This window comes from Pseudomonas zhanjiangensis (genome assembly GCF_041027545.1).
Taxonomy (GTDB): Bacteria; Pseudomonadota; Gammaproteobacteria; order Pseudomonadales; family Pseudomonadaceae; genus Aquipseudomonas; species Aquipseudomonas zhanjiangensis.
Window position 1 is genome coordinate 1 of sequence record NZ_JBFTEG010000033.1, and the last position, 19,921, is coordinate 19,921.

Consider the following 19,921-nt stretch of genomic DNA (forward strand, 5'->3'; position numbering starts at 1 on the left):
TCCCCAATTACCTGGGCTGGCGCCGCATGCTTGAGCGCTACCAGCAAAGCATTCGGCCAGTTCACTGCATCCAGGAGGCGGTAGGACGCACCGCGCAACACGCTATTGGGACATAGCCATAAAAAAGCCCCAGCCTCGGGCGAGACTGGGGCAAAGGGTGGGACTGTCAGTGGCTGCCGGCGCCCTTGGCCAGGTCGCTTTCGTGCCAGTGGTCGTAGACGCAGGCATCGGCCGCGGCCCAGCGGACTCGCACCGGGGTGCCCGGTTGCAGCGGTTGCAGTTCGTTGGACATGGCCTTGAGGGTCAGGCTGCAACCGCCGGGGGTGACGACGCTGCAGGTCAGGCTTTCGCCGAGGAAGACCACCTCGCTGACCTGGGCGGCTATCTCGTTCCAGCCCTCCGGCAGCGGGGTCTGCGCACTCTGTGGCTGGGTCAGCACCAGGGCCTTCTCCGGACGCACCATCAGCAGCACGTCCTGGCCATTGCGTACCGTGGAACTGGGCTGAATGGCCAGCGCCTGCTGCTCGAACTGCACTGCGGCGTTGCCGGTTAGCCGCGCCTTGAGGAAGTTCGAGTTGCCGAGGAAGGAGGCGACGAAGGCATTGGGCGGATTCTGGTAGAGCTCGTAGCCGCTGCCCAGGCCGACGATCTTGCCGTGGCTGAAGATGGCAATGCGCTGCGACAGGCGCATGGCTTCTTCCTGGTCGTGGGTCACGTAGACGATGGTGATGCCGAGGCGGCGGTGCAGGTGGCGCAGTTCGTCCTGCAGGTCCTCGCGCAACTTCTTGTCCAGCGCGCCCAGCGGTTCGTCCATCAACAGGATGCGCGGTTCATAGACCAGCGCCCGGGCGATGGCCACGCGCTGCTGCTGGCCGCCGGAGAGCTGGGCGGGACGGCGATGGGCGAACTGTTCCAGTTGAACCAGCTTGAGCATGGCCTCGACCCGGCGCTGGCGCTCGGCGGCGGACAGCTTGCGGATGTCCAGCGGGAAGCCGATGTTGTCGTGCACGTTGAGGTGCGGGAACAGCGAGTAGCGCTGGAACACCATGCCGATGTCGCGCTTGTGCGGCGGCACGTTCACCAGCGACTTGCCGTCGACCAGGATCTCGCCGGAACTCGGCGGTTCGAAGCCGGCGAGCATCGACAGCGTGGTGCTCTTGCCCGAGCCGCTGGAGCCGAGGAAGGTGAGGAACTCGCCGTCGCGGATGTCCAGCGAGATATTGTCGACGGCGGCGAAGTCGCCGTAGTGCTTGTTCAGGTTGCGCAGGCTGACCAGGGGCGCCTGCTCGCGGGTGTCTTGGATAACGGCACTCATGTAGTTCTCCTAGGCGCTCAAGCGCTGATCGGATTGCGCCGGCGCAGGGCCGCGGCAACCAGCATCACCAGTAAGGACAGGCCGATCAGCAGCGTCGAAGCGACTGCTATCACCGGCGTCAGGTCTTGTCGCAGGGTGGTCCACATCTTCACCGGCAGGGTCTGCAGGGTCGGGCTGGCCATCATCACGCTCAGCACCACCTCGTCCCAGGAGACCAGGAAGGCGAACAGCGCGCCGGCCACCATGCCCGGGCGGATCGCCGGAAAGGTCACCTTGAACACCGCCTGCAGGCGCGAGGCGCCGCAGATCACCGCCGCATCCTCGATCGACTGGTCGAACAGCTTCAGCGAGTTGATGATCGAGATGATGGTGAAGGGCAGCGCGACTATCACGTGGCTGACCACGAAGGCGAACAGCGTCCCGGTATAGCCCAGCTTGAGGAACAGGGCGTAGACCGCCACGGCGATGATCACCAGGGGCACGATCATCGGCAGGGTGAACAGGCCGTAGAGCAGGGTGCGCCCGGGGAAGCGCCCGCGCACCAGGGCGAAGGCGGTCGGCAGGCCGAGGGCCACCGAACCGACGGTGGTCAGCGCGGCGACCTTGAGGCTGGCCAGCGCGGCCTCCATCCACTCCACGTTGGCGAAGAACTGCCCGTACCACTTCAGGGTCCAGCCCGGCGGCGGGAACACCAGCCACTGCGAGGAGCCGAACGACAGCAGCACGATGAAGACGATCGGCAGCAGCAGGAAGGCCGCGATCGCCCCCGTGGTCATGTACAAACCGATGCGCAGGCGCGGGCCCATGGCGTTGGGAGTCAGCAGCATGGCCGGTTACCTCGCGTTACTGGCGCCAACCGGGGATTCCGGCTGGAGCTTCAGGTAGAAGTAGAACAGCACCAGGGTGATGACGATCAGCAGTGCTGCTGCGGCGCTGGCCAGGCCCCAGTTGAGGAAGGACTGCACCTGCTGGACGATGAATTCCGGCAGCATCATGTTCTGCGCGCCTCCCAGCAGCGCCGGGGTCACGTAGTAGCCCAGGGACATGACGAAGACCATCAGGCCGCCGGAGAACAACCCGGGCCGGCACAGCGGCAGGAACACCTTGAAGAAGTTGTGCCAGGGGCTGGCTCCGCAGGTGGCGCCGGCCTGCAGCACCATTGGATCGATCGCCGACATGGTGGCCTGCAGCGGCAGGACGATGAAGGGAATCATGATGTAGCTCATGCCGATCACCACGCCGGTCAGGTTGTGCACCATCTCCAGCGGCTGGTCGATGATGCCCAGCGCCATCAGCACCTTGTTGATCACGCCCGACGCCTGCAGCAGCACCAGCCAGGAGTAGGTGCGGGCCAGCAGGCTGGTCCACATCGACAGCAGCACGATACTGAGCAGCCAGCGACCCCAGCCCCTGGGTACCAGGGTGATCGCCCAGGCCAGAGGGAAGCCCAGCAGCAGGCTGATCAGGGTCACCAGCCCGCCGACGGCGAAGGTGTTGAACAGCACCCGGGCATAGGCCGAATTGGCGAACAGCTGTTCGTAGTTGCCCAGCCCCGGCGTCGGTTCCAGCACGCCGCGCAGCAGCAGGCTGATCAGCGGGGCGAAGAAGAACAGGCCGAGGAACAACAGGGCCGGGGTCAGGTTGGATGCGCCGCGCCAGCGCAGCGCGAGCTTGTCTGCGTGCATCGTTGCGGCCCCGGTCTCGGCGAGGCCGGTGGCGCGGGAAGCGCCTCCGGCTGCCTGGGTGGCTGGCAGGGGCTGAACGGCGGCCGTTTTCACTTGACCAGCCATTCGTTCCACCGAGCGGCAATGGCCGGGCCGTGCTTGGCCCAATAGGCGAAGTCGAGAGTGATCTGGTCCTTGGCGTAGGCGGTCGGCAGGTTGGGCGCGAGTTCCGGATTCAGCTGGCTGACGCTGTCGATATTGACCGGGGCGTAGGCGGTGAGGTTGGCGAACTCGGCCTGGCCCTTGGCGCTGCTGGCGTCGGCCAGGAACTGCATGGCCGCGTCCTTGTTCTTGGCGCCTTTGGGAATGACCAGGAAGTCGGCCATGACCAGGTTCTGCTTCCAGCTCACGCCGACCGGTGCGCCGTCCTGCTGCAGGGCGTAGACCCGGCCGTTCCAGAACTGGCCGAGGCTGACTTCACCGGAGGCCAGCAGTTGTTGGGACTGGGCGCCGCCACCCCACCAGACGATGTCCTGCTTGATGGTGTCGAGTTTCGTGAAGGCGCGGTCCAGGTCCAGCGGGTAGAGCTGGTCGGCCGGGACGCCGTCCGCCAGCAGGGCCAGTTCCAGCACGCCGGGGCTCGGCCACTTGTACAGGGCGCGCTTGCCCGGGTAGCCCGCGGTGTCGAACAGGGCGGTCCAGTCCTGCGGTGCATGGCTGCCCAACTTGCCCTGGTTGAAGCCGAGCACGAAAGAAAAGTAGAAGGAGCCGACGCCATGGTCGGAGACGAAACGCGGGTCGAGCTTGTCGCGCTGGATCACGCTGAAATCGAGAGGCTCGAGCAGGCCTTCGCTGGCGGCGCGCAGGGCAAAATCGGCTTCGACGTCGACCACGTCCCACTGCACGTTGCCGCTTTCCACCATGGCCTTGAGCTTGCCGTAGTCGGTAGGGCCGTCCTGAACCACGCGGATACCGCTGCTGCTACTGAAGGGCTCGGCCCAGGCCTGCTTCTGCGCGTCCTGGGTGGTACCGCCCCAGCTGACGAAGCTCAGGTTGCTGGCGGCGATGGCGGCATTGCCGGAAATCGCCAGGATGCCTGCCGCAAGTGCTGCGACTGCACATTTCTTAACCATCATCTTGCTTGCCCTCATTGTTGTGTTTATGCGCAAGCGGGCGTGGATTGTCCGCTTATCAGGAGCAGTAGGTCCAGTCGGGCCTTCAGGGCGGCCTTACCGGCTGTTGTTGGTGCTCTCCCCCTGGGGGGGGGCGGTGGCTAGGCCTACGGAATATCATATTATGGTATTCCATGTTTTCTGCAAGCACTGGGTCTCACCGATGGGCCCGCGCTGGGCCACGGTCCGTCCATCGAGCGCGCGCGGGCCTGCCGCTGGCGTATTCAAGCAATTGATTTGATTGGTGCATTTATCGCGACCGAAGGGGCGCTGTCGCCGCTCGAAAAGATTCCGGCCGGCGTCGATCGCGCCGACCGGCGGGGCGCCGAGCGTGGCCTCAGCCCTCGAAGGGGATGCTTTCCACGACTTCGAGGTCGTATCCGGTGAGGCCGGCGTACTTCAGGGGCGGGCCCAGGTGGCGCAGCTTGCCCACGCCCAGGTCCTGGAGGATCTGCGCGCCGGTGCCGACCTCGGAATAGATGCGCGACTGCGAGCGACTGAACTGGCGCCGCGGTTGGGTCAGCTGCGGCACGCGCTCGAGCAGGGCCTGGGACGATTCGTTGTTGGCCAGCACCACGACCACGCCACGGCCTTCTTCGGCCACCTTCTGCAGGGCGGCCCACAGCGTCCAGTTCTTCGGTCCGGTGTACTCGGCGCCAACCAGGTCGCGCAGCGGGTCGATCACGTGCACTCGCACCAGACAGGGCTGCTCGCGGTCGATCTCGCCCATCACCATGGCCATGTGCACGCCGCCGTCGATGCGATCCTCGAAGGTGATCAGGCGGAAGGTGCCGTGCACCGTGGGCAATTCGCGCTCGCCGATACGGGTGACGGTGTGCTCGGTGCTGAGGCGGTAGTGGATGAGGTCGGCGATGGTGCCGATCTTGATCCCGTGTCTGGCGGCGAAGCTTTCCAGGTCCGGGCGGCGGGCCATGCTGCCGTCCTCGTTCATGACCTCGACGATCACCGCCGCCGGGCTGAAACCGGCCAGGCGGGCCAGGTCGCAACCCGCCTCGGTGTGGCCGGCACGGGTCAGCACGCCGCCTTCGCGGGCGCGCAGGGGGAAGATGTGGCCGGGCTGGACCAGGTCGTCGGCGCAGGCATCCGGAGCTACGGCGGTGAGCACGGTATGGGCACGGTCGGCGGCGGATATGCCGGTGGACACCCCGCTGGCCGCCTCGATCGAGACCGTGAAGGCGGTGGCGAAGGCGCTGCCGTTGCTCGGCACCATCTGCTCCAGGCCCAGGCGCTGACAGTGTTCGTCGGTCAGGGTCAGGCAGATCAGGCCGCGGGCCTCGCGGGCCATGAAGTTGATCGCCGCCGGCGTGCAGGCTTGCGCAGCGAGCAGCAGGTCGCCCTCGTTCTCGCGGTCTTCGTCGTCGACCAGCAGGACCATCTTGCCCTGGCGGAAGTCTTCGATGATTTCTTCGATGCTGTTGAATGGCATGCGGGGGCTCTCGCGTATTTCGCTGAATAGCGGTTACTTGTCAGCCTTCATGGTATACCATAATACAATTTACTGGCGAGTAACTGAGGTAACGATGAAGGCTTATTGGATTGCCCATATTGAGGTCACCGATCCCGAGCAGTACCGCGAATACACGCAACGGGCGCCGGCGGCGTTCGCCAAGTACGGCGGCGTGTTCCTGGCCCGCGGCGGTCGCGCGCAGGCCCTGGAGGGGCGCGTGACGCCGCCGCGCAACGTGGTGATCGAGTTCGCCTCCTACGAGCAGGCGCAGGCCTGTTACAACTCGCCGGAGTACCAGGAGGCCTGCCGACACCGCGCGGGTGCAGCGCGGGCCGAAGTGGTCATAGTCGAAGGCTGCGCGCCCTGATTGGGGGCACGAGGGGCGGGCTCAGCGGATAAAGTGAACCTTGCCGCTGTCGTCGTTGCCCATGTAGATGCCGTAGACCCCGGCCTGGCGCTCCTCGATATAACGCTCGAGAATCTGGCGGATGGCCGGGTAGTAGATGCTCTCCCAGGGAATTTCCTCGGGGGCGAAGAAGCGGTAGTCGAGGGTCTCCGGGCCGTGCTGGCCGGTCAGCTCGAGCGCGATGGCGCGGAAGATGATGTACACCTCGCTGATCCTCGGCACGCTGAAGATCGAGTAGGGTGAGACGATCTCGGCGCGTACGCCGCTCTCCTCCCAGACCTCGCGCAGAGCGGCCTGCTCGGTGGTCTCGCCGTTCTCCATGAACCCGGCCGGCAGCGTCCAGGTGCCGGGGCGCGGCGCTATGGCGCGCTGGCAGAGCAGGTACTTGCCGTCCTGCTCGATGATGCAGCCGGCGATGACCTTGGGATTCTCGTAGTGAACATAGCCGCACCCCGCGCAGCTCAGGCGCTGGTGGGTATCGCCGGGCGGTTGCCGACGACTCAGGTCGCCAGCGCCGCAGTTGGGGCAGAAGCGCGGAGTGGCCATGGGGTCAGCGTCCTATGCGCGGCTCTTTCAGAGCGATCGGCGTGGCGATCTCGCGCACCTTGCCGGCTTCGCTCTGCTTGGACTTGAGGTAGTCCAGGGCCACCTTGGCGGCGGCGCGCACGTGGTCGACCGAGGCCTGGTGGGCGGCCAGCGGATCGCCGCTCTTGATTGCTTCGACGATGCGCACCATCTCCTCGTTGCTGGCGCCGCGTCGGTTGGCCTGGGACACCGAGGTGGCGCGCAGGTAGCTGATGCGTGCCTGCAGCTGGCGCAGCTGGGTGGCGGCGATATGGTTGCCGGAGCCTTCCAGCAGCACATCGTAGAAACCCTGAACCGAGTCCAGCACCTGCTGCAGCTCGCCCTCTTCGAGCACCCGGCGGTTTTCCTCGAGGGCGCGTTCCAGGGCGCGGATATCCTTGGCCTTGGCATTGAGGGTGAACAGCTGCACGATCAGGCCTTCGAGCACGCAACGCAGTTCGTAGATGTCGCGGGCGTCTTCCAGGGTGATGATGGCCACCCGTGGTCCCTTGGCGTCGGCGAACTCGACCAGGCCCTCGGACTCCAGGTGGCGCAGGGCCTCGCGCACCGAGGTGCGGCTGACGCCGAGGCGGTCGCAGAGATCGCGCTCGACCAGGCGATCACCGGGCAGCAGCTGGAAGTTCATGATGGCGCTGCGCAGTTTATCCAGCACGATTTCGCGCAGGGTAACGGGGTTGCGATTGACCTTGAAGCTGTCGTCGAGTGGCAAGCGTTTCATTGGGTCCGCTCTGGTTGGGGGCTGTCCGTAGGATAAGCGCAGAGGCGCCCCGATCAGGGGATCAGGGCCGCTCTCGACGCTTGCTGAGGCCCGCCGTTAAGGTTGGTCTTCGGCATCGGCTTCCGCGAAGGCTTCACGGGCGAGGCGAAAACTGTCCACGGCCGCAGGCACGCCACAGTAAATACCGACCTGCAGCAGTATTTCGCGTATCTGCTCACGGCTGAGGCCGTTGCGCAGGGCTCCGCGAATATGCAGCTTGAGTTCATGCGGCCGGTTGAGTGCTGAAATCATCGCCAAGTTTATCATGCTGCGTTCGGCCAGCGACAAACCCTCCCGGCCCCAGACATGGCCCCAGCAATACTCGGTGACCAGTTCCTGCAGGGGGCGGTTGAAGTCGTCGGCGTTGTCGATCGACTTGTTGACGTAGGCCTCGCCCAGCACCTGGGTGCGGATAGCCAGGCCCTTGGCGTACTTGTCGTTGCTCATGTTCTGCTCCTCGAAGCGGCGGACTCAGAGTCCGCCCATCAGGGTGTATTTGATCTCGAGGTAGTCCTCGATGCCGTACTTGGAGCCTTCGCGGCCGAGGCCGGAGGACTTGATCCCGCCGAAGGGGGCGACCTCGGTGGAGATCAGCCCCTCGTTGATGCCGACCATGCCGTATTCCAGGGCCTCGCTCATGCGCCAGGCGCGGCCCAGGTCGCGGGTATAGCAGTAGGCTGCCAGGCCGAATTCGGTATCGTTGGCCAGGCGCACGGCCTCGGCCTCGTCGCTGAAACGGAATACCGCCGCCAGCGGGCCGAAGGTTTCCTCGCGGGCGACCTTCATCTCCTGGGTCAGGTCGGCCAGCACCGTCGGCTGGAAGAAACCGTTGCCCAGGGCGTGGCGCTCGCCGCCGCAGAGCAGGCGGGCGCCCTTGCCCAGGGCGTCCTGCACGTGGTCCTCGACCTTGGCCACGGCGCGTTCGTTGATCAGCGGGCCCTGGGTCACGCCGGCTTCGAAGCCGTCGCCGACCTTGAACTGGCCGACCCGTTCGGCCAGGCGGCTGACGAAGGCTTCATAGATGCCATCCTGCACCAGGAAGCGGTTGACGCACACGCAGGTCTGCCCGGCGTTGCGGTACTTGGCGACCAGTGCGCCCTCGATCGCGCGCTCCAGGTCGGCGTCGTCGAAGACGATGAAGGGGGCGTTGCCGCCAAGCTCCAGGGACACCTTCTTCAGGGTGCTGGCGCACTGCGCCATGAGCAGCTTGCCGATCGCGGTGGAACCGGTGAACGACAGCTTGCGCACCTCGGCGCTGCCGGTCAGCTCGCCGCCGATGGCCACGGCGTCGCCGGTGACCACGTTGAAGATGCCGGCCGGAATACCGGCCTGTTCGGCCAGGGCGGCCATGGCCAGGGCCGAGAACGGCGTTTCCGGGGCGGGCTTGACGATGCACGGGCAGCCGGCGGCGAGGGCCGGGCCGACCTTGCGGGTGATCATCGCGGCCGGGAAGTTCCACGGCGTGATGGCGGCGACCACGCCAATCGGCTCCTTGCTCACGACGATGCGCGCGTCGCCCTTGTGGCTGGGGATGGTGTCGCCGTAGATGCGCTTGGCTTCCTCGGCGAACCACTCGATGAAACTGGCGGCGTAGAGGATCTCGCCCTTGGCCTCGGCCAGCGGCTTGCCCTGTTCCAGGGTGAGGATCTCGGCCAGGGCGTCGGCGTGCTCCAGCATCAGCGCATGCCAGCGCTTGAGGATGGCGCTGCGCTCCTTGGCCGTGCGTGCACGCCAGGCGGGCCAGGCCGCGCTGGCCGCGGCGATGGCGCGCTGGGTTTCTGTGGCGCCCATGTTTGGCACCTGGCCGATGCTGGCGCCGTTGGCCGGGTTGAAGATCTCCTGGGTGGAGGCGTTCTGGGCATCGCACCATTGGCCGTCGATGAAGGCCTGTTGGCGGAACAGTTGGGCGGCGGCTGGGGTCATGTCGGCTCCGAAAATAAAAAAGGGGCCGCCACCAGGGTGAACGGCAGGCGACCCCAAAAAAGGAATGTCTGACGATCTCGCTCAGGCGAGCGCGGGGAGGGCGCCCAGCTTGCCGCGGTGGTAGACCATCGGCGTCACTTCCACTTCGGGAAGCACCAGGTTCTTCACCGCGCCGACGATGATCGCGTGATCGCCGCCGTCGTACTCGCGCCAGAGTTCGCATTCGATGATCGCGGTGGCCTTGCTCAGCAGCGGGTTGCCCCGCTCGCTGAGGTGCCAGTCGATGCCCTTGGCCTTGTCCTTGCCCTTGCCGGCGAAGGCGTAGGCTTCGGCGGTCTGATCGGCCGACAGCAGGTGAATGGCGAACTGCTTGCTGGCGCAGAGCACCGGGTAGGAGTTCGAGGCATAGTTGGGGCAGAACAGCACCAGTGCCGGGTCGATCGACAGGGCGCTGAAGGCACTGGCGGTGATGCCGACGATGCCGCCATCCTCGTCGAGGCAGGTGACCACCGTGACCCCGGAGGGAAACGAGCCCATCACCTCTTTGTAAATGCCTGGTTCGATCATCTTTGCTACCTCTGAAATTCTCGCGGTGAGCGCTTCAACGCATCACGAAGGGGTCGGCCATCGGCTCTTGGGAGAGATTGATCCACACGGTTTTTTGCTCGGTGTAGGCCAGCACCGAGTCGATGCCGCTCTCGCGGCCGTAGCCACTGTTCTTGAAGCCGCCGATCGGCGCCATGGCCGAGACCGCGCGGTAGGTGTTGACCCAGATGATGCCGGAGCGCACGTCGCGGGCTAGGCGATGGGCGCGGCCCAGGTCGCGGGTCCAGATGCCGGCGGCAAGGCCGAACTGCGAGTCGTTGGCGATGGCCAGGGCTTCGGCCTCATCCTTGAAGCGAATCACCGAGGCGACCGGACCGAACACCTCTTCCTGCATGATCTTCATCGAGTTGCTGTCGCACTCGAACAGGGTTGGCTCGTAGTACCAGCCGTTGCCCTCGATCGGCGGGCGCTTGCCGCCCAGGCGCAGCTTGGCGCCTTCGGCGAGGGCGTCGGCGACCAGACCCTCGACCACGGCCAGCTGCTGGGCGGTGGCCATGGGGCCCATCTCGCTGCTGTCGTCCTGCGGATTGCCGATACGGATGCGCTGGGCGCGGGCGACCAGGCGCTCGACGAACTCGTCGTAGATCTCGTCCTGCACCAGCAGGCGCGAGCCGGAGACGCAGCTCTGGCCCGAGGCGGCGTAGATGCCGGCGACCGCACCGTTGATCGCGCTGTCCAGGTCGGCGTCGGCGAAGATGATGTTCGGCGACTTGCCGCCCAGCTCCAGCGACAGCTTGGCGAAGTTCTCCGCGCTGCTGCGCACCACGTGGCGGGCGGTGGCGGCGCCGCCGGTGAAGGCGATCTTGCGCACCAGCGGGTGACGGGTCAGGGCCGCGCCGGTGCTGGCGCCGTAGCCGGTGATGACATTGACCACACCCGGCGGAATACCGGCTTCCAGGGCCAGGCGGGCGAGCTCGAGAATGGTCGCCGAGGCATGCTCGGACGGCTTGATGACCATACAGTTGCCGGCGGCCAGGGCCGGGGCCAGCTTGATCGCGGTCAGGTACAGCGGGCTGTTCCAGGGGATGATCGCCGCCACCACGCCCAGCGGTTCGAGCACGGTGTAGCCGAACATGTCGGTCTTATCCAGCGGCAGGGTGCCGCCCTCGAGCTTGTCGGCCAGGCCCGCGGTGTAGTGGAAGAACTCCGGCAGGTAACCCACCTGGCCGCGGGTCTCGCGGATCAGCTTGCCGTTGTCGCGGCTCTCCAGCTGGGCCAGCTGCTCTTTGTTCTCGGCGATCAGGTCACCCAGGCGGCGCAGCAGCTTGCCCCGCGCGGTGGCGGTCAGCCCCTTCCAGGCAGGGCTTTCAAAAGCCTGCTGAGCGGACTGAACGGCGCGTTCGACGTCTGCTTCGGCGGCGTCAGGCAGTTCCGCCCAGGGCTCGGCGAGTGCCGGGTCGAGGCTGTGGAAGGTCTTGCCGGACAGGGCATCGACCCATTGGCCGTCGATGCACATCTGGAAACGGGAGAGTGTCATGCAACGATCCCCTGTGTTGGGTGTTGTGAAGTCTGGAGGCGCTGGAGGAAGTCCAACAGCACCTGGTTGACCAGGCGCGGCGACTCCACCGGCATCATATGCCGCTGCTCCGCGAGCACGGCAACCTGGGCGCCGGGAATCCGCGCGGCCAGTTCTCTGGCCATCTGCGGGGTCGAGCCGGGGTCCAGCTCGCCCGTGGCGATCAGGGTCGGCGCGCGGATGCTGCCCAGTTCGTCCGCCAGGTACATGTCCTGGGTGGCGAACAATTCATAGGTGGTCAGATAGCCCTGCGGATCGTTGCTGGCCAGGGTCTGGCGCAGCGCGGCGATCTGCGCCGGATTGGCGGCCTGGTACTCGCGGCTGAACCAACGGCTCAGGGCCGCCTCGGCGTTGGCATTGGGGCCGTACTGGGCGACCTGACGGGTGCGCTCGATCACCCCGGCACTCTGTTCGGGGTTACGGTTGAATACGCTGTTGAGCACCACCAGTGCCTGCAGGCGCTGCGGGTAGCGCAGGGCGAACGCCCGCGCCACCAGGCCACCCATCGAGAAGCCGATGATGCAGGCCTGCGGCAGCTGCAGGTGATCGAGCAGTTCACGCAGCTGCTCGGCATAGCCGAGCAGGCCGGTGTCAGGCTCCGGGCGGGGGCTGGCGCCATGGCCGAGCATGTCGTAGGCGATGACCCGGTAGTGCGACGCAAGACCGACGATCTGTCCGCCCCACATTTCTTTGTTAAGGCCAACCCCGTGGATCAAGACCACGGGCTGACCCTGTCCGGTCGCCAGGTAGCTGGTGCCGGAGGGGGTGCGTTCAGCGGTAAATAGCATCATGGCTCGTTCCTGCACTGTCCCGGGAAGTTACTGAGCCTGCTCGACGGCCAGCTCTTCCAGGTCGATGTAGCGATTGCCAATGCGCGGGTGCAGGCGGCCTCCGTCGGCGGCGCCCAGCACCACGACGATCTCGTCGGCGCGCGGCGCGTCTTCGATCTGCATCTCCAGAGTGATGTAGTGCGAGCGTAGGCCCTCGTCATCCTTGTGCATCATTGGAATCTGGATGGAGGTGCCCGGGCCGCCGCGCTTGTTGGTGAAGCTCAGGTAGCTTTTGGCATCCACCGCCTGGCGGTAGTGGTTGCCGAAGCGCAGGGTGTGGATGACGGCCGAGGCGTGTTCGATCTCGCCGTCGGCGCCAACCACGGCAGCCTTGCCGTAGGCTTCGATCTTTTCCGCGCCGCCGATGCTGTCGAGCAGGCGCTTGACCATCAGCTCTCCCAGCTCGGAGCAATTGGCCTTGATTTCCGGCTTCAGGTCTTCGACGAAGCCGCGGCCGAGCCAGGGATTCTTCATGACCACGGCCAGTCCAGCCATGGTGACCGGTTTGTCGGTGGCCTTGCCGCCTTCGATAAAGGTTTCTTCCACGTAGCTGACGATTTTGCGGATCTCGAAGCTCATGAGGCTCTCCTGGATAGATGAGTCGTTGTGGGGCGCAGTGCGCTGGCCTGGTAGCATGGTATACCATAATACGACTCGTGCAAGTCAAGCTTTCATGTCGTGCTGGCGATCGGCTGTCAATGCCCTGGGGGCTGAAGGGGCCTGAAGCACAGGAGGCGACGAAGAGTCTTTGCGTCCGTATTCGGGCTTATGGTATACCGTAATACAAGCGAATGCTCATGGCTCATCCGCGTGGCGGGTGAGTAGCTGTTGATCCGGGTTGGATGCTCGTGGCGTCAGTCGTCGATTAGTCGCCAGAGGAGCGCAGGGGCCGGATGCCCGGTGTTCGCGAAAAACATTAATGTGTGTCCCATACAAAAATAAGGAGGAGGCGCGCTCGTGAGCGAACATCCTATGCAAGGTTCCCAACGTCTGTTCGCAGGCGTAAATCCGACGATGGCCATCGCCTCTCTGGCGATGGTGCTGGTCTTCGTGCTGTTCACCGTGACCTATGGTGAGCTGGCCAACAGCCTCTATACCGGCGTCAAGCAGTGGATCGAGAGTTCCCTGGGCTGGTACTACGTGGCGGTGGTCAGCGGGGTATTGTTCTTCACTTTCTGGGTCGGCCTGAGTCGCTTCGGCAGCCTGCGCCTGGGGCAGGACGATGAGCGTCCGGAGTTCAGCAACTTCTCCTGGTTCGCCATGCTGTTCAGCGCCGCGGTCGGCACCGGTCTGCTGTTCTGGAGCATCGCCGAGCCGCTGATGCACATGCAGGGCAACCCGTTCATGGAGATGGCCGGCGTCGCCGCCAATACCCCGGAAGCCGCGCAGATAGCCCTGCGCGTGACCATGTTCCACTGGGGCCTGCACGGTTGGTGCATCTACATCATCGTCGGCCTGATCCTGGCGTACTTCACCTACCGCCGCGGCCTGCCGCTGACCGTGCGTTCGGCGCTCTATCCGCTGATCGGCGAGCGCATCTATGGCCCGATCGGTCACGCGGTGGACCTGCTGGCGATTTTCAGCACCCTGTTCGGCACCGCCACCACCCTGGGCCTGGGCGTCGCGCAGATGAACGCCGGGTTGAACTACATGTTCGGTGTCGAGATTTCCACTGCCAACCAGCTGATCCTGATTGCCGGGACTGCGGTGGTCGCCACCCTGTCGGCGGTCTCTGGCGTGCGCAAGGGCATTCTCTGGCTCAGCGAGTGGAACATTCGCCTAAGCAGTATCCTGTTCCTGTTCCTGCTGCTGGCCGGCCCGACGGTGTTCCTGCTCGGTCTGTACGCCACGAGCCTGGGCGATTATCTGGCCACGTTCATCCCCATGGGGATGTGGACCGACTCCAACCCCGAGCGTCAGTGGCAGGGCTGGTGGACCATCTTCTATTGGGGCTGGTGGCTGTCCTGGGGCCCGTTCGTCGGCATGTTCATTGCCCGCATCTCCCGTGGTCGCACCGTGCGCCAGGTGGTGCTGGGCGGCATGCTCGCCTCGACCCTGGGGGCCTTCCTGTGGATCGTGATCATGGGCGGCACCGGGTTGCATCTGCAGCTGGCCGGCGCTATCGACCTGAGCGCGGTGGCCAACTCCGACGTGACCATGGTGCTGTACAAGACCATCGAAGGCCTCGACGTGTCCTGGGCGACCATGGCCATGGCCGGTCTGGCAACCCTGATGATCGTCAGCTGGTTCGTCACCTCGGCCGACTCGGCGACCTTGGTGATCTGCACCATTCTGTCCATGGGCAACCAGAATCCGCCGCAGCGCTTCCGCATCATCTGGGGCCTGGGGCTGGGCGCCCTGGCCGGCGTGCTGCTGCTGGCCGGTGGCCTGAAAGGCCTGCAGGCGGCAACGATCGCCGCGGCGCTGCCGTTCTCGGTGGTGCTGCTGGTGATCTGCTACAGCCTGGTGAAGGCGCTGCACCAGGAGGAGGGCGAGATGCTCTGCGCCCGCGCAGTCCAGGGCGCTTGAGCCCAGGACGTCCTCTGGCCGCCGTTCGCGGCGGCTGACCGATCCGGCAGACGCGCGGGTTCCCTTGGGCTACCAAGAGGCCCGCGCGTCGTGCATTCCAGAACTGGCACATTGTGGCGAGTGATTGCTCAACCGGCGAATGGAGCGGCATCGCGCGCCGCGAATCTCTGCGTCGGTTGCGTGCAACGATGTCGTGCAGGCTCGACAAGGAAAGTGGCATGAGTCTGCAGGTACACCTGCTGTTTCTGTTCTGCGTGGCGCTGGCCACAGTTGCCCAGTGCCTGACCGGCTTCGCTTTCGGCCTGATTCTCATCGGCCTGGTCGCCATCTTGCAGCTGCTGCCGCTCGGTGAAGTGGCCGTGGTGATCAGCTTCCTGACCCTGGGCAACGCCCTCACCATGGTGGCCGGCCCCAAACCGCAACTGGAGGGCTGCATCCTCCGGCCTCTGTTGGCCAGCAGCCTGCTCGGCGTTTGCCTGGGCATCTGGGGCCTGGGGGGCCTGGATGGCAAGCAGATCACCTGGCTACGCCTGCTGCTGGGCGTCCTGATTCTGCTTGCCAGCCTGCTGCTGGTGGTGCAGGGCACACCACGCAAGCGGCTGGCAGGCACGCCGTCGTTCTGGCTCGCCGGTGGTCTCTGCGTGCTGCTCAACGGTCTGTTCTCCAGTGGCGGGCCGCCGATCGTCTATCACCTCTACAGGCAGCCCCTGGGCCATGAGTTGATACGCAATACCCTCATCACCGTATTTGCCTGTAACGCGGTCATGCGTCTGGGGCTGGTCGTGGGCCAGGGGCAGCTGTCGCTGTCCACGCTCGGGCTCAGCGCCGAAGCCTTGCCACTGGTCATGCTGCTCAGTTGGTTGATCCGCCGCTATCCGCCACGGTTGTCGCTGCGCACGGTGCGCTGGCTTGTGTTCGTGTTGCTGGTGTTGGCCGGGCTCAGCCTGATCGGTGAAGCCCTGCCAGCGTTGCTCGCCCTGTACCAGGGCTGAAGCCTAGCGTTTGAGCCGGGATCAGCAGGCCCATACGACCAGTGAGGGCCGTTTTGAGGCTATCCGGCCCGCCTGTCCCGGTCGCGAATACTGAGCAATCGGCATTGTGGCAGGCCTCCCAGGCGTTGCCTGACAGGTGGGGCAGGGCGAGGCCGTCGCCGAGAAACGGCGGATGCCTCTCGGTAGAGATTCCGCCGGACTGAACCAATGGTCAGTCCGGCGGGGCTCAGGGCTGGCTCAGACGAAGCCCAGCAGGCGCGGGAGGAACAGCGAGAGTTCCGGCACGAAGGTGGTGACCAGCATCACAGGGAAGGCCACGAAGGCCATCAGCGCCAGCGCGGGCGCCACGGTCTTGTGGATGGATACCCTGCCGATTCGGCACGCCATGTAGAGGATGGGCGCCACCGGCGGGCTGTTGGCACCGATCACCACCGAGCAGGCCACGATCGAGGCGAAGTGCACCGGATGCACGCCAGCGCTCACCATCAAGGGCAGGAACAAGGGCGCAATCACCACGGTGACCGAGACATCGTCCATGATCATCCCGGCGACGATCAGAAACAGGTTGACCACGATCAGGATCAACAGCGGATTCTGAATCAGGGTGGTGACCAGCTCGGTCAATTCCTGCGGGACACGCTCGGATGCCAGGATGCGTCCGATCATGAAGCTGAACAGCAGGATCAGGATCACCGTGCCGGTGGTTTCCGCCGCTGCTACCACGCTGCGGGCAAAGGTGCCCAGGGTCAGATCCCGGTAGATGAAGAAACCGATCATCATGGCCGAGAAGGCGGCCACCGCGGCGGCTTCGGTCGGGGTGAACACACCGCCGTAGATGCCACCGAGAATGATGATGGGCAGCGACAGTGCCGGGAAGGCACGAAGGGTTGCCTTGCCTTTGCCGGGAAGTTGCTCGAAACCATCGCCCGCGGCGCTGCTGACTTCATTGAAGAAGCGCCCGACACTGAAGCGATTGGCGATGATCAAACCGAGAATCAGCAGAATCGCCGGCCCCACCGAGGCGGCGAAACAAGCTGCGACCGACTGACGGGTGACCACCGCGAACAGGATCATGGTGATCGATGGCGGAATCAGGATGCCCAGCAACGATGAGATACCCAGCAACGCCGCCGAGTAGCTGCGCGGGTAGCCGCGTTGCTCCAGCGGGCCGATCATGATGGTGCCGATCGAGGCGACGGCGGCGGTCGCCGTGCCGGCAATGGCGCCGAAGATGCCGGACGCCATCACCATCGAGGCACCCATGCCACCGCGGCGCTTGCCGATCATGACTTCGATGAAGTCCACCAGGCGGCGGGCGATACCACCGCTTTGCATCAGGTAGCCGGTCAAGACGAACAGCGGCAGGGCGATCAGGATCACCGAGTCGAGAGAACGGTAGCCCTGCAGCATCAGGGTATTCAGGTTGGCGTCGTAGGCGTAGAGCATGTACGCCAATACGCCGGCGAATGACCAGGCGACGGGAACGCCGATGACCATCAGCAGTATCAACAGGCCGATTGCAATAAAACCTTCCATCTCAACGCTCCTCTTTGCCCAGCTGCTTTATACCGACCAGTGATGCAATCAGGTCTCTCAGCGAATAACAGCTGCAGCCAACGGCGGCGAGCATGATGGATGCCTGAGGCAACCAGAGCGGAATGCCCATACCCGGGGTCGATTGCGGACGGCGGATGCCCCAGCTCAGCATGCGATAGGCGAGCACCACGAAGAACAGGCAGATCAGGAATGAAATCAGGGAAATCAGGGCCTTGTGCATCAGTTTGAGTCGTTGGTCGGTGATCTTCAGTTCAATGAAGTCCACCTTGAGGTGCTCGTTGCGCCGACAGGCAATCGTGCCCCCGAGCATGTAAAGCCACATGCCGAACAGCATGATCAGCTCCAGCAGACCCACCACCGACCAGCCGAACACATAGCGTGCCAAAACCAGAAAGAGCATCAGTCCCACCACGAGCATACTGGCAACGAAAGCCGCGGCCTCGAGCAGCCAGCCCACGCTTTTATCCAGTCCGGAAAAGACTTTTATGATCATTTTTTCTTCCAGCCTATGAAAAAACCGGCCCGCAAAGCGGGCCGGTTGGGGAGTAAATCTTGAATACGCTGATTACAGCGGCGAGGCGTTCTTGCGGATGGTATCCATGATTTCGGGGCCGATTTCCTTATCCATCAGCGGCCAGACCTTCTCGCGCGCTGCCTTGGCGAATTCGCGGATCTGCTCATCGCTAGGCTCGAAGTACTTCATGCCGGCTTCCTGGGCCTTGGCGATGTAGTGGTCGTCCTGCTGCTTGGCGGCCATGAACTGGTCGTTCATGATTTCGATGGCGGCATCGCTGACGATCTTCTGTTGCTCTTCGCTCATGCCTTCCCAGGTGTCCTGGTTACCGGACAGCACGCCGGTCATGAAGAAGTGCTTGGTCTGCACGAAGTAGTCCAGCGAGTCGCGGAAGTATTCGTAATCCCAATAGATCACGTTGCCGGCTTCACCATCGACCACGCCGGTCTGCAGGGCGGTGTAGACTTCGCCCCAGTCGATCGCGGCGGTCTGGTATCCCAGCGCCTGCATGGTTTGCGGTGCAGGGAACACGGTCATGGTGCGCACTTTCAGGCCATTGGCGTCGGCAATGTTCAGCGCGTACTTGCCGCGCGAGCCAACACCGTTGAAGCCTTCTGGCCACGGGCCGAAAAACTTCAGGCCGATGTCCTTATAGATGCCGCCCAGCATGTTGTTGACCCAGCCGCCGGGGCTGTAGGCTTTCAGCGCCTCATCCCAGGACAGGGTCATGTAGGGCGTGTAGATGACGCCGATGCGCTTGTCGTAGGAGGTCATCGGCCAGTTCAACATCAGGTCGACGTCGCCGGCGACATGCAGGTCGAATACTTCCTGCTGGCCACCGAGTTCGTTCTGGTAGAAGACCTTGGTCTTGATATCACCGTTCGACTTCTGCTCGATCAACTCCCCCCACTTCTTCAGCGCTTCACCGGCCGGTGAGCCCTGGGTGCCGGAGTCGGTGGCCAGTTTCAGTGTCAGTGCATAGGCGCTGGTGCTCATAAGGCAGGCGGTCGCTGCCGCGCTGGCGAGCAGGGCCTTCAATGTGACTTGGATGTTTTTCATCTTTATCATCTATTCAATCCTTACAATCTAATGGATGCCACGAGTTACGTTGACAGGCCGGTTGCATGGGCTAAACCAAGCAGTTCCTGCCTGTCTGACAGGATCACACCTCCAAACTGTGCCACCAGCTTCCAACTTCTAGATTCGAGCGCCGTCAGACGCTTCAGCAGTGCCTGGCCGAGCCGTTCGCTGCGCATTGCCTCGACCCGCGCGGCGCCAGCAACTGCCGGTAATGCCCGGCCAAGCTTGCGCAATTGTCCGGCAGAGCCTTCAGGCTCGAACGGATCAGCAGCACTTCAGCGATACCTCTTTCTCCGTGCTGCAGAAGCGGACGTATTCGTCGCTGCAGTTACGAATCGAGCGGTCAGGCCGCACCGCAGAGCACCGTGATGACGGTCGAGCGCGGAAATCCATGTTACGAGTGCGGGTATGGCAGCGTGTTCTGGATACGACGGTTTCGCGCTTAAAAACGCTGCTGCAGATCCCACTATTGATCTATGTCAATAGTGGCTGCAGGACCTGGGCGCAGCAGCGCACGGGGGCAGAGCTGGGGCCTGGTGACGCTTGGCCGTTCACCTCCATGGGGCGCTTGAAGCGAAGGCGCTTGTGCGCCGTGAGAAGAGTTCAGGTGCCAGACGACGCGGCGTTTTCTCGACGCTTCAGGCACGAGGCGGCGAAACAGCGAATTGCCGGTACGCCGCTTCGTCCTGCGTCAGCGACTGGCCCAGCTCTCCAAGGACTTCGTTAGGGTGTGATGACCGGCGCGAATGGCCAAGGCGACTGTGCCTGGCTGCTTTGTCGGCCAGAGCTGGCGAAAGAAATCCTTATTGCGTCAGGTACATGTATTGACCCGTTAGCAAGCGTGCCGCTGCTCTTTAGCTTTTATGAGTGGTTGCTTGGATGGACTTACCCCTATCAAACCGGACACCGACACCCCGTTAAGTTGATGCCTCAGCCAAGCGCCTGAATTCCCGAGGCGAGCGGTATTTCAGTGCGCTGTGTGGATGTTCCTCGTTGTAATGCTCGAA

The 19,921-nt window shown here is 64.2% G+C and carries 19 protein-coding genes and 1 pseudogene; 4 read left to right on the forward strand and 16 right to left on the reverse strand.

From position 1 onward, the window contains the following. Positions 1-116: pseudogene (locus AB5S05_RS21395) on the forward strand (IS1595 family transposase); the annotation flags it as partial. 50 nt (positions 117-166) lie between these two features. Here the strand turns inward: AB5S05_RS21395 and AB5S05_RS21400 are convergent. The 5 genes from AB5S05_RS21400 to ribBA all read right to left on the reverse strand — a co-directional run bounded on the left by AB5S05_RS21400 (position 167) and on the right by ribBA (position 5,598). After that, positions 167-1,315, reverse strand: coding sequence for an ABC transporter ATP-binding protein (locus AB5S05_RS21400; RefSeq protein WP_369289536.1), 1,149 nt, complete (start codon positions 1,313-1,315; stop codon positions 167-169). A gap of 17 nt (positions 1,316-1,332) precedes the next feature. Then, a complete protein-coding gene (locus AB5S05_RS21405) occupies positions 1,333-2,142 on the reverse strand; it encodes an ABC transporter permease (protein ID WP_369289537.1) in 810 nt (269 codons plus the stop codon). Between the two features lie 6 nt (positions 2,143-2,148). Continuing rightward, entirely contained in the window at positions 2,149-3,105 is a 957-nt protein-coding gene (locus AB5S05_RS21410) for an ABC transporter permease (RefSeq protein WP_369289538.1), read from the reverse strand. Continuing rightward, positions 3,090-4,115 carry an ABC transporter substrate-binding protein gene (locus AB5S05_RS21415; protein ID WP_369289539.1) on the reverse strand — a complete coding sequence of 342 codons (1,026 nt, stop codon included), beginning with the start codon at positions 4,113-4,115 and terminating at the stop codon, positions 3,090-3,092. The genes AB5S05_RS21410 and AB5S05_RS21415 overlap by 16 nt, the downstream gene beginning before the upstream one ends. A 373-nt stretch (positions 4,116-4,488) precedes the next feature. Next, positions 4,489-5,598 (reverse strand): bifunctional 3,4-dihydroxy-2-butanone-4-phosphate synthase/GTP cyclohydrolase II, encoded by a 1,110-nt coding sequence (ribBA, locus tag AB5S05_RS21420; protein ID WP_369289540.1) that lies wholly within the window; start codon positions 5,596-5,598, stop codon positions 4,489-4,491. A 94-nt stretch (positions 5,599-5,692) separates the two neighbouring features. Between ribBA and AB5S05_RS21425 the strand changes: the two genes are divergently transcribed. Continuing rightward, positions 5,693-5,986, forward strand: a complete 294-nt coding sequence (locus tag AB5S05_RS21425) for a DUF1330 domain-containing protein (RefSeq protein ID WP_369289541.1) — start codon at positions 5,693-5,695, stop codon at positions 5,984-5,986. A 21-nt stretch (positions 5,987-6,007) separates the two neighbouring features. On the opposite strand, the gene AB5S05_RS21430 is transcribed toward AB5S05_RS21425, so the two are convergent. From AB5S05_RS21430 to AB5S05_RS21465, 8 genes are all read right to left on the reverse strand, one after another. Continuing rightward, positions 6,008-6,571 carry an NUDIX hydrolase gene (locus AB5S05_RS21430; protein ID WP_369289542.1) on the reverse strand — a complete coding sequence of 188 codons (564 nt, stop codon included), beginning with the start codon at positions 6,569-6,571 and terminating at the stop codon, positions 6,008-6,010. A 4-nt stretch (positions 6,572-6,575) separates the two neighbouring features. Beyond that, on the reverse strand, positions 6,576-7,328 hold the full coding sequence (locus tag AB5S05_RS21435) for a GntR family transcriptional regulator (RefSeq protein WP_369289543.1): 753 nt from the start codon (positions 7,326-7,328) through the stop codon (positions 6,576-6,578). 96 nt (positions 7,329-7,424) lie between these two features. Continuing rightward, on the reverse strand, positions 7,425-7,814 hold the full coding sequence (locus tag AB5S05_RS21440; protein ID WP_369289544.1) for a carboxymuconolactone decarboxylase family protein: 390 nt from the start codon (positions 7,812-7,814) through the stop codon (positions 7,425-7,427). A gap of 24 nt (positions 7,815-7,838) precedes the next feature. After that, entirely contained in the window at positions 7,839-9,290 is a 1,452-nt protein-coding gene (locus AB5S05_RS21445) for an NAD-dependent succinate-semialdehyde dehydrogenase (RefSeq protein ID WP_369289545.1), read from the reverse strand. 81 nt (positions 9,291-9,371) lie between these two features. Continuing rightward, a complete protein-coding gene (locus tag AB5S05_RS21450) occupies positions 9,372-9,857 on the reverse strand; it encodes a flavin reductase family protein (RefSeq protein ID WP_369289546.1) in 486 nt (161 codons plus the stop codon). A 34-nt stretch (positions 9,858-9,891) separates the two neighbouring features. Beyond that, positions 9,892-11,373 (reverse strand): aldehyde dehydrogenase, encoded by a 1,482-nt coding sequence (locus tag AB5S05_RS21455; protein ID WP_369289547.1) that lies wholly within the window; start codon positions 11,371-11,373, stop codon positions 9,892-9,894. Next, the gene (locus AB5S05_RS21460) at positions 11,370-12,203 is read right to left on the reverse strand and encodes an alpha/beta fold hydrolase (protein WP_369289548.1); all 834 of its coding nucleotides are present in this window, start codon (positions 12,201-12,203) and stop codon (positions 11,370-11,372) included. Before AB5S05_RS21460 ends, AB5S05_RS21455 begins: the two co-directional genes overlap by 4 nt. Positions 12,204-12,230: 27 nt before the next feature. Further along, positions 12,231-12,821, reverse strand: a complete 591-nt coding sequence (locus AB5S05_RS21465; RefSeq protein WP_369289549.1) for an amino acid synthesis family protein — start codon at positions 12,819-12,821, stop codon at positions 12,231-12,233. 393 nt (positions 12,822-13,214) lie between these two features. Between AB5S05_RS21465 and AB5S05_RS21470 the strand changes: the two genes are divergently transcribed. Both AB5S05_RS21470 and AB5S05_RS21475 read left to right on the forward strand, forming a co-directional pair. Continuing rightward, a complete protein-coding gene (locus AB5S05_RS21470; RefSeq protein WP_369289550.1) occupies positions 13,215-14,771 on the forward strand; it encodes a BCCT family transporter in 1,557 nt (518 codons plus the stop codon). Between the two features lie 218 nt (positions 14,772-14,989). After that, positions 14,990-15,763, forward strand: a complete 774-nt coding sequence (locus AB5S05_RS21475) for a TSUP family transporter (RefSeq protein WP_369289551.1) — start codon at positions 14,990-14,992, stop codon at positions 15,761-15,763. A 237-nt stretch (positions 15,764-16,000) separates the two neighbouring features. Here AB5S05_RS21475 and AB5S05_RS21480 read toward each other — a convergent pair whose 3' ends face one another. From AB5S05_RS21480 to dctP, 3 genes are all read right to left on the reverse strand, one after another. Continuing rightward, on the reverse strand, positions 16,001-17,299 hold the full coding sequence (locus tag AB5S05_RS21480; protein WP_369289552.1) for a TRAP transporter large permease: 1,299 nt from the start codon (positions 17,297-17,299) through the stop codon (positions 16,001-16,003). 1 nt (position 17,300) lies between these two features. Beyond that, positions 17,301-17,813: a TRAP transporter small permease gene (locus tag AB5S05_RS21485; RefSeq protein ID WP_369289553.1), complete on the reverse strand. Its 513-nt coding sequence runs from the start codon at positions 17,811-17,813 to the stop codon at positions 17,301-17,303. A 72-nt stretch (positions 17,814-17,885) separates the two neighbouring features. Beyond that, entirely contained in the window at positions 17,886-18,902 is a 1,017-nt protein-coding gene (dctP, locus tag AB5S05_RS21490; protein ID WP_369289554.1) for a TRAP transporter substrate-binding protein DctP, read from the reverse strand. Positions 18,903-19,921 lie beyond the last annotated feature (1,019 nt).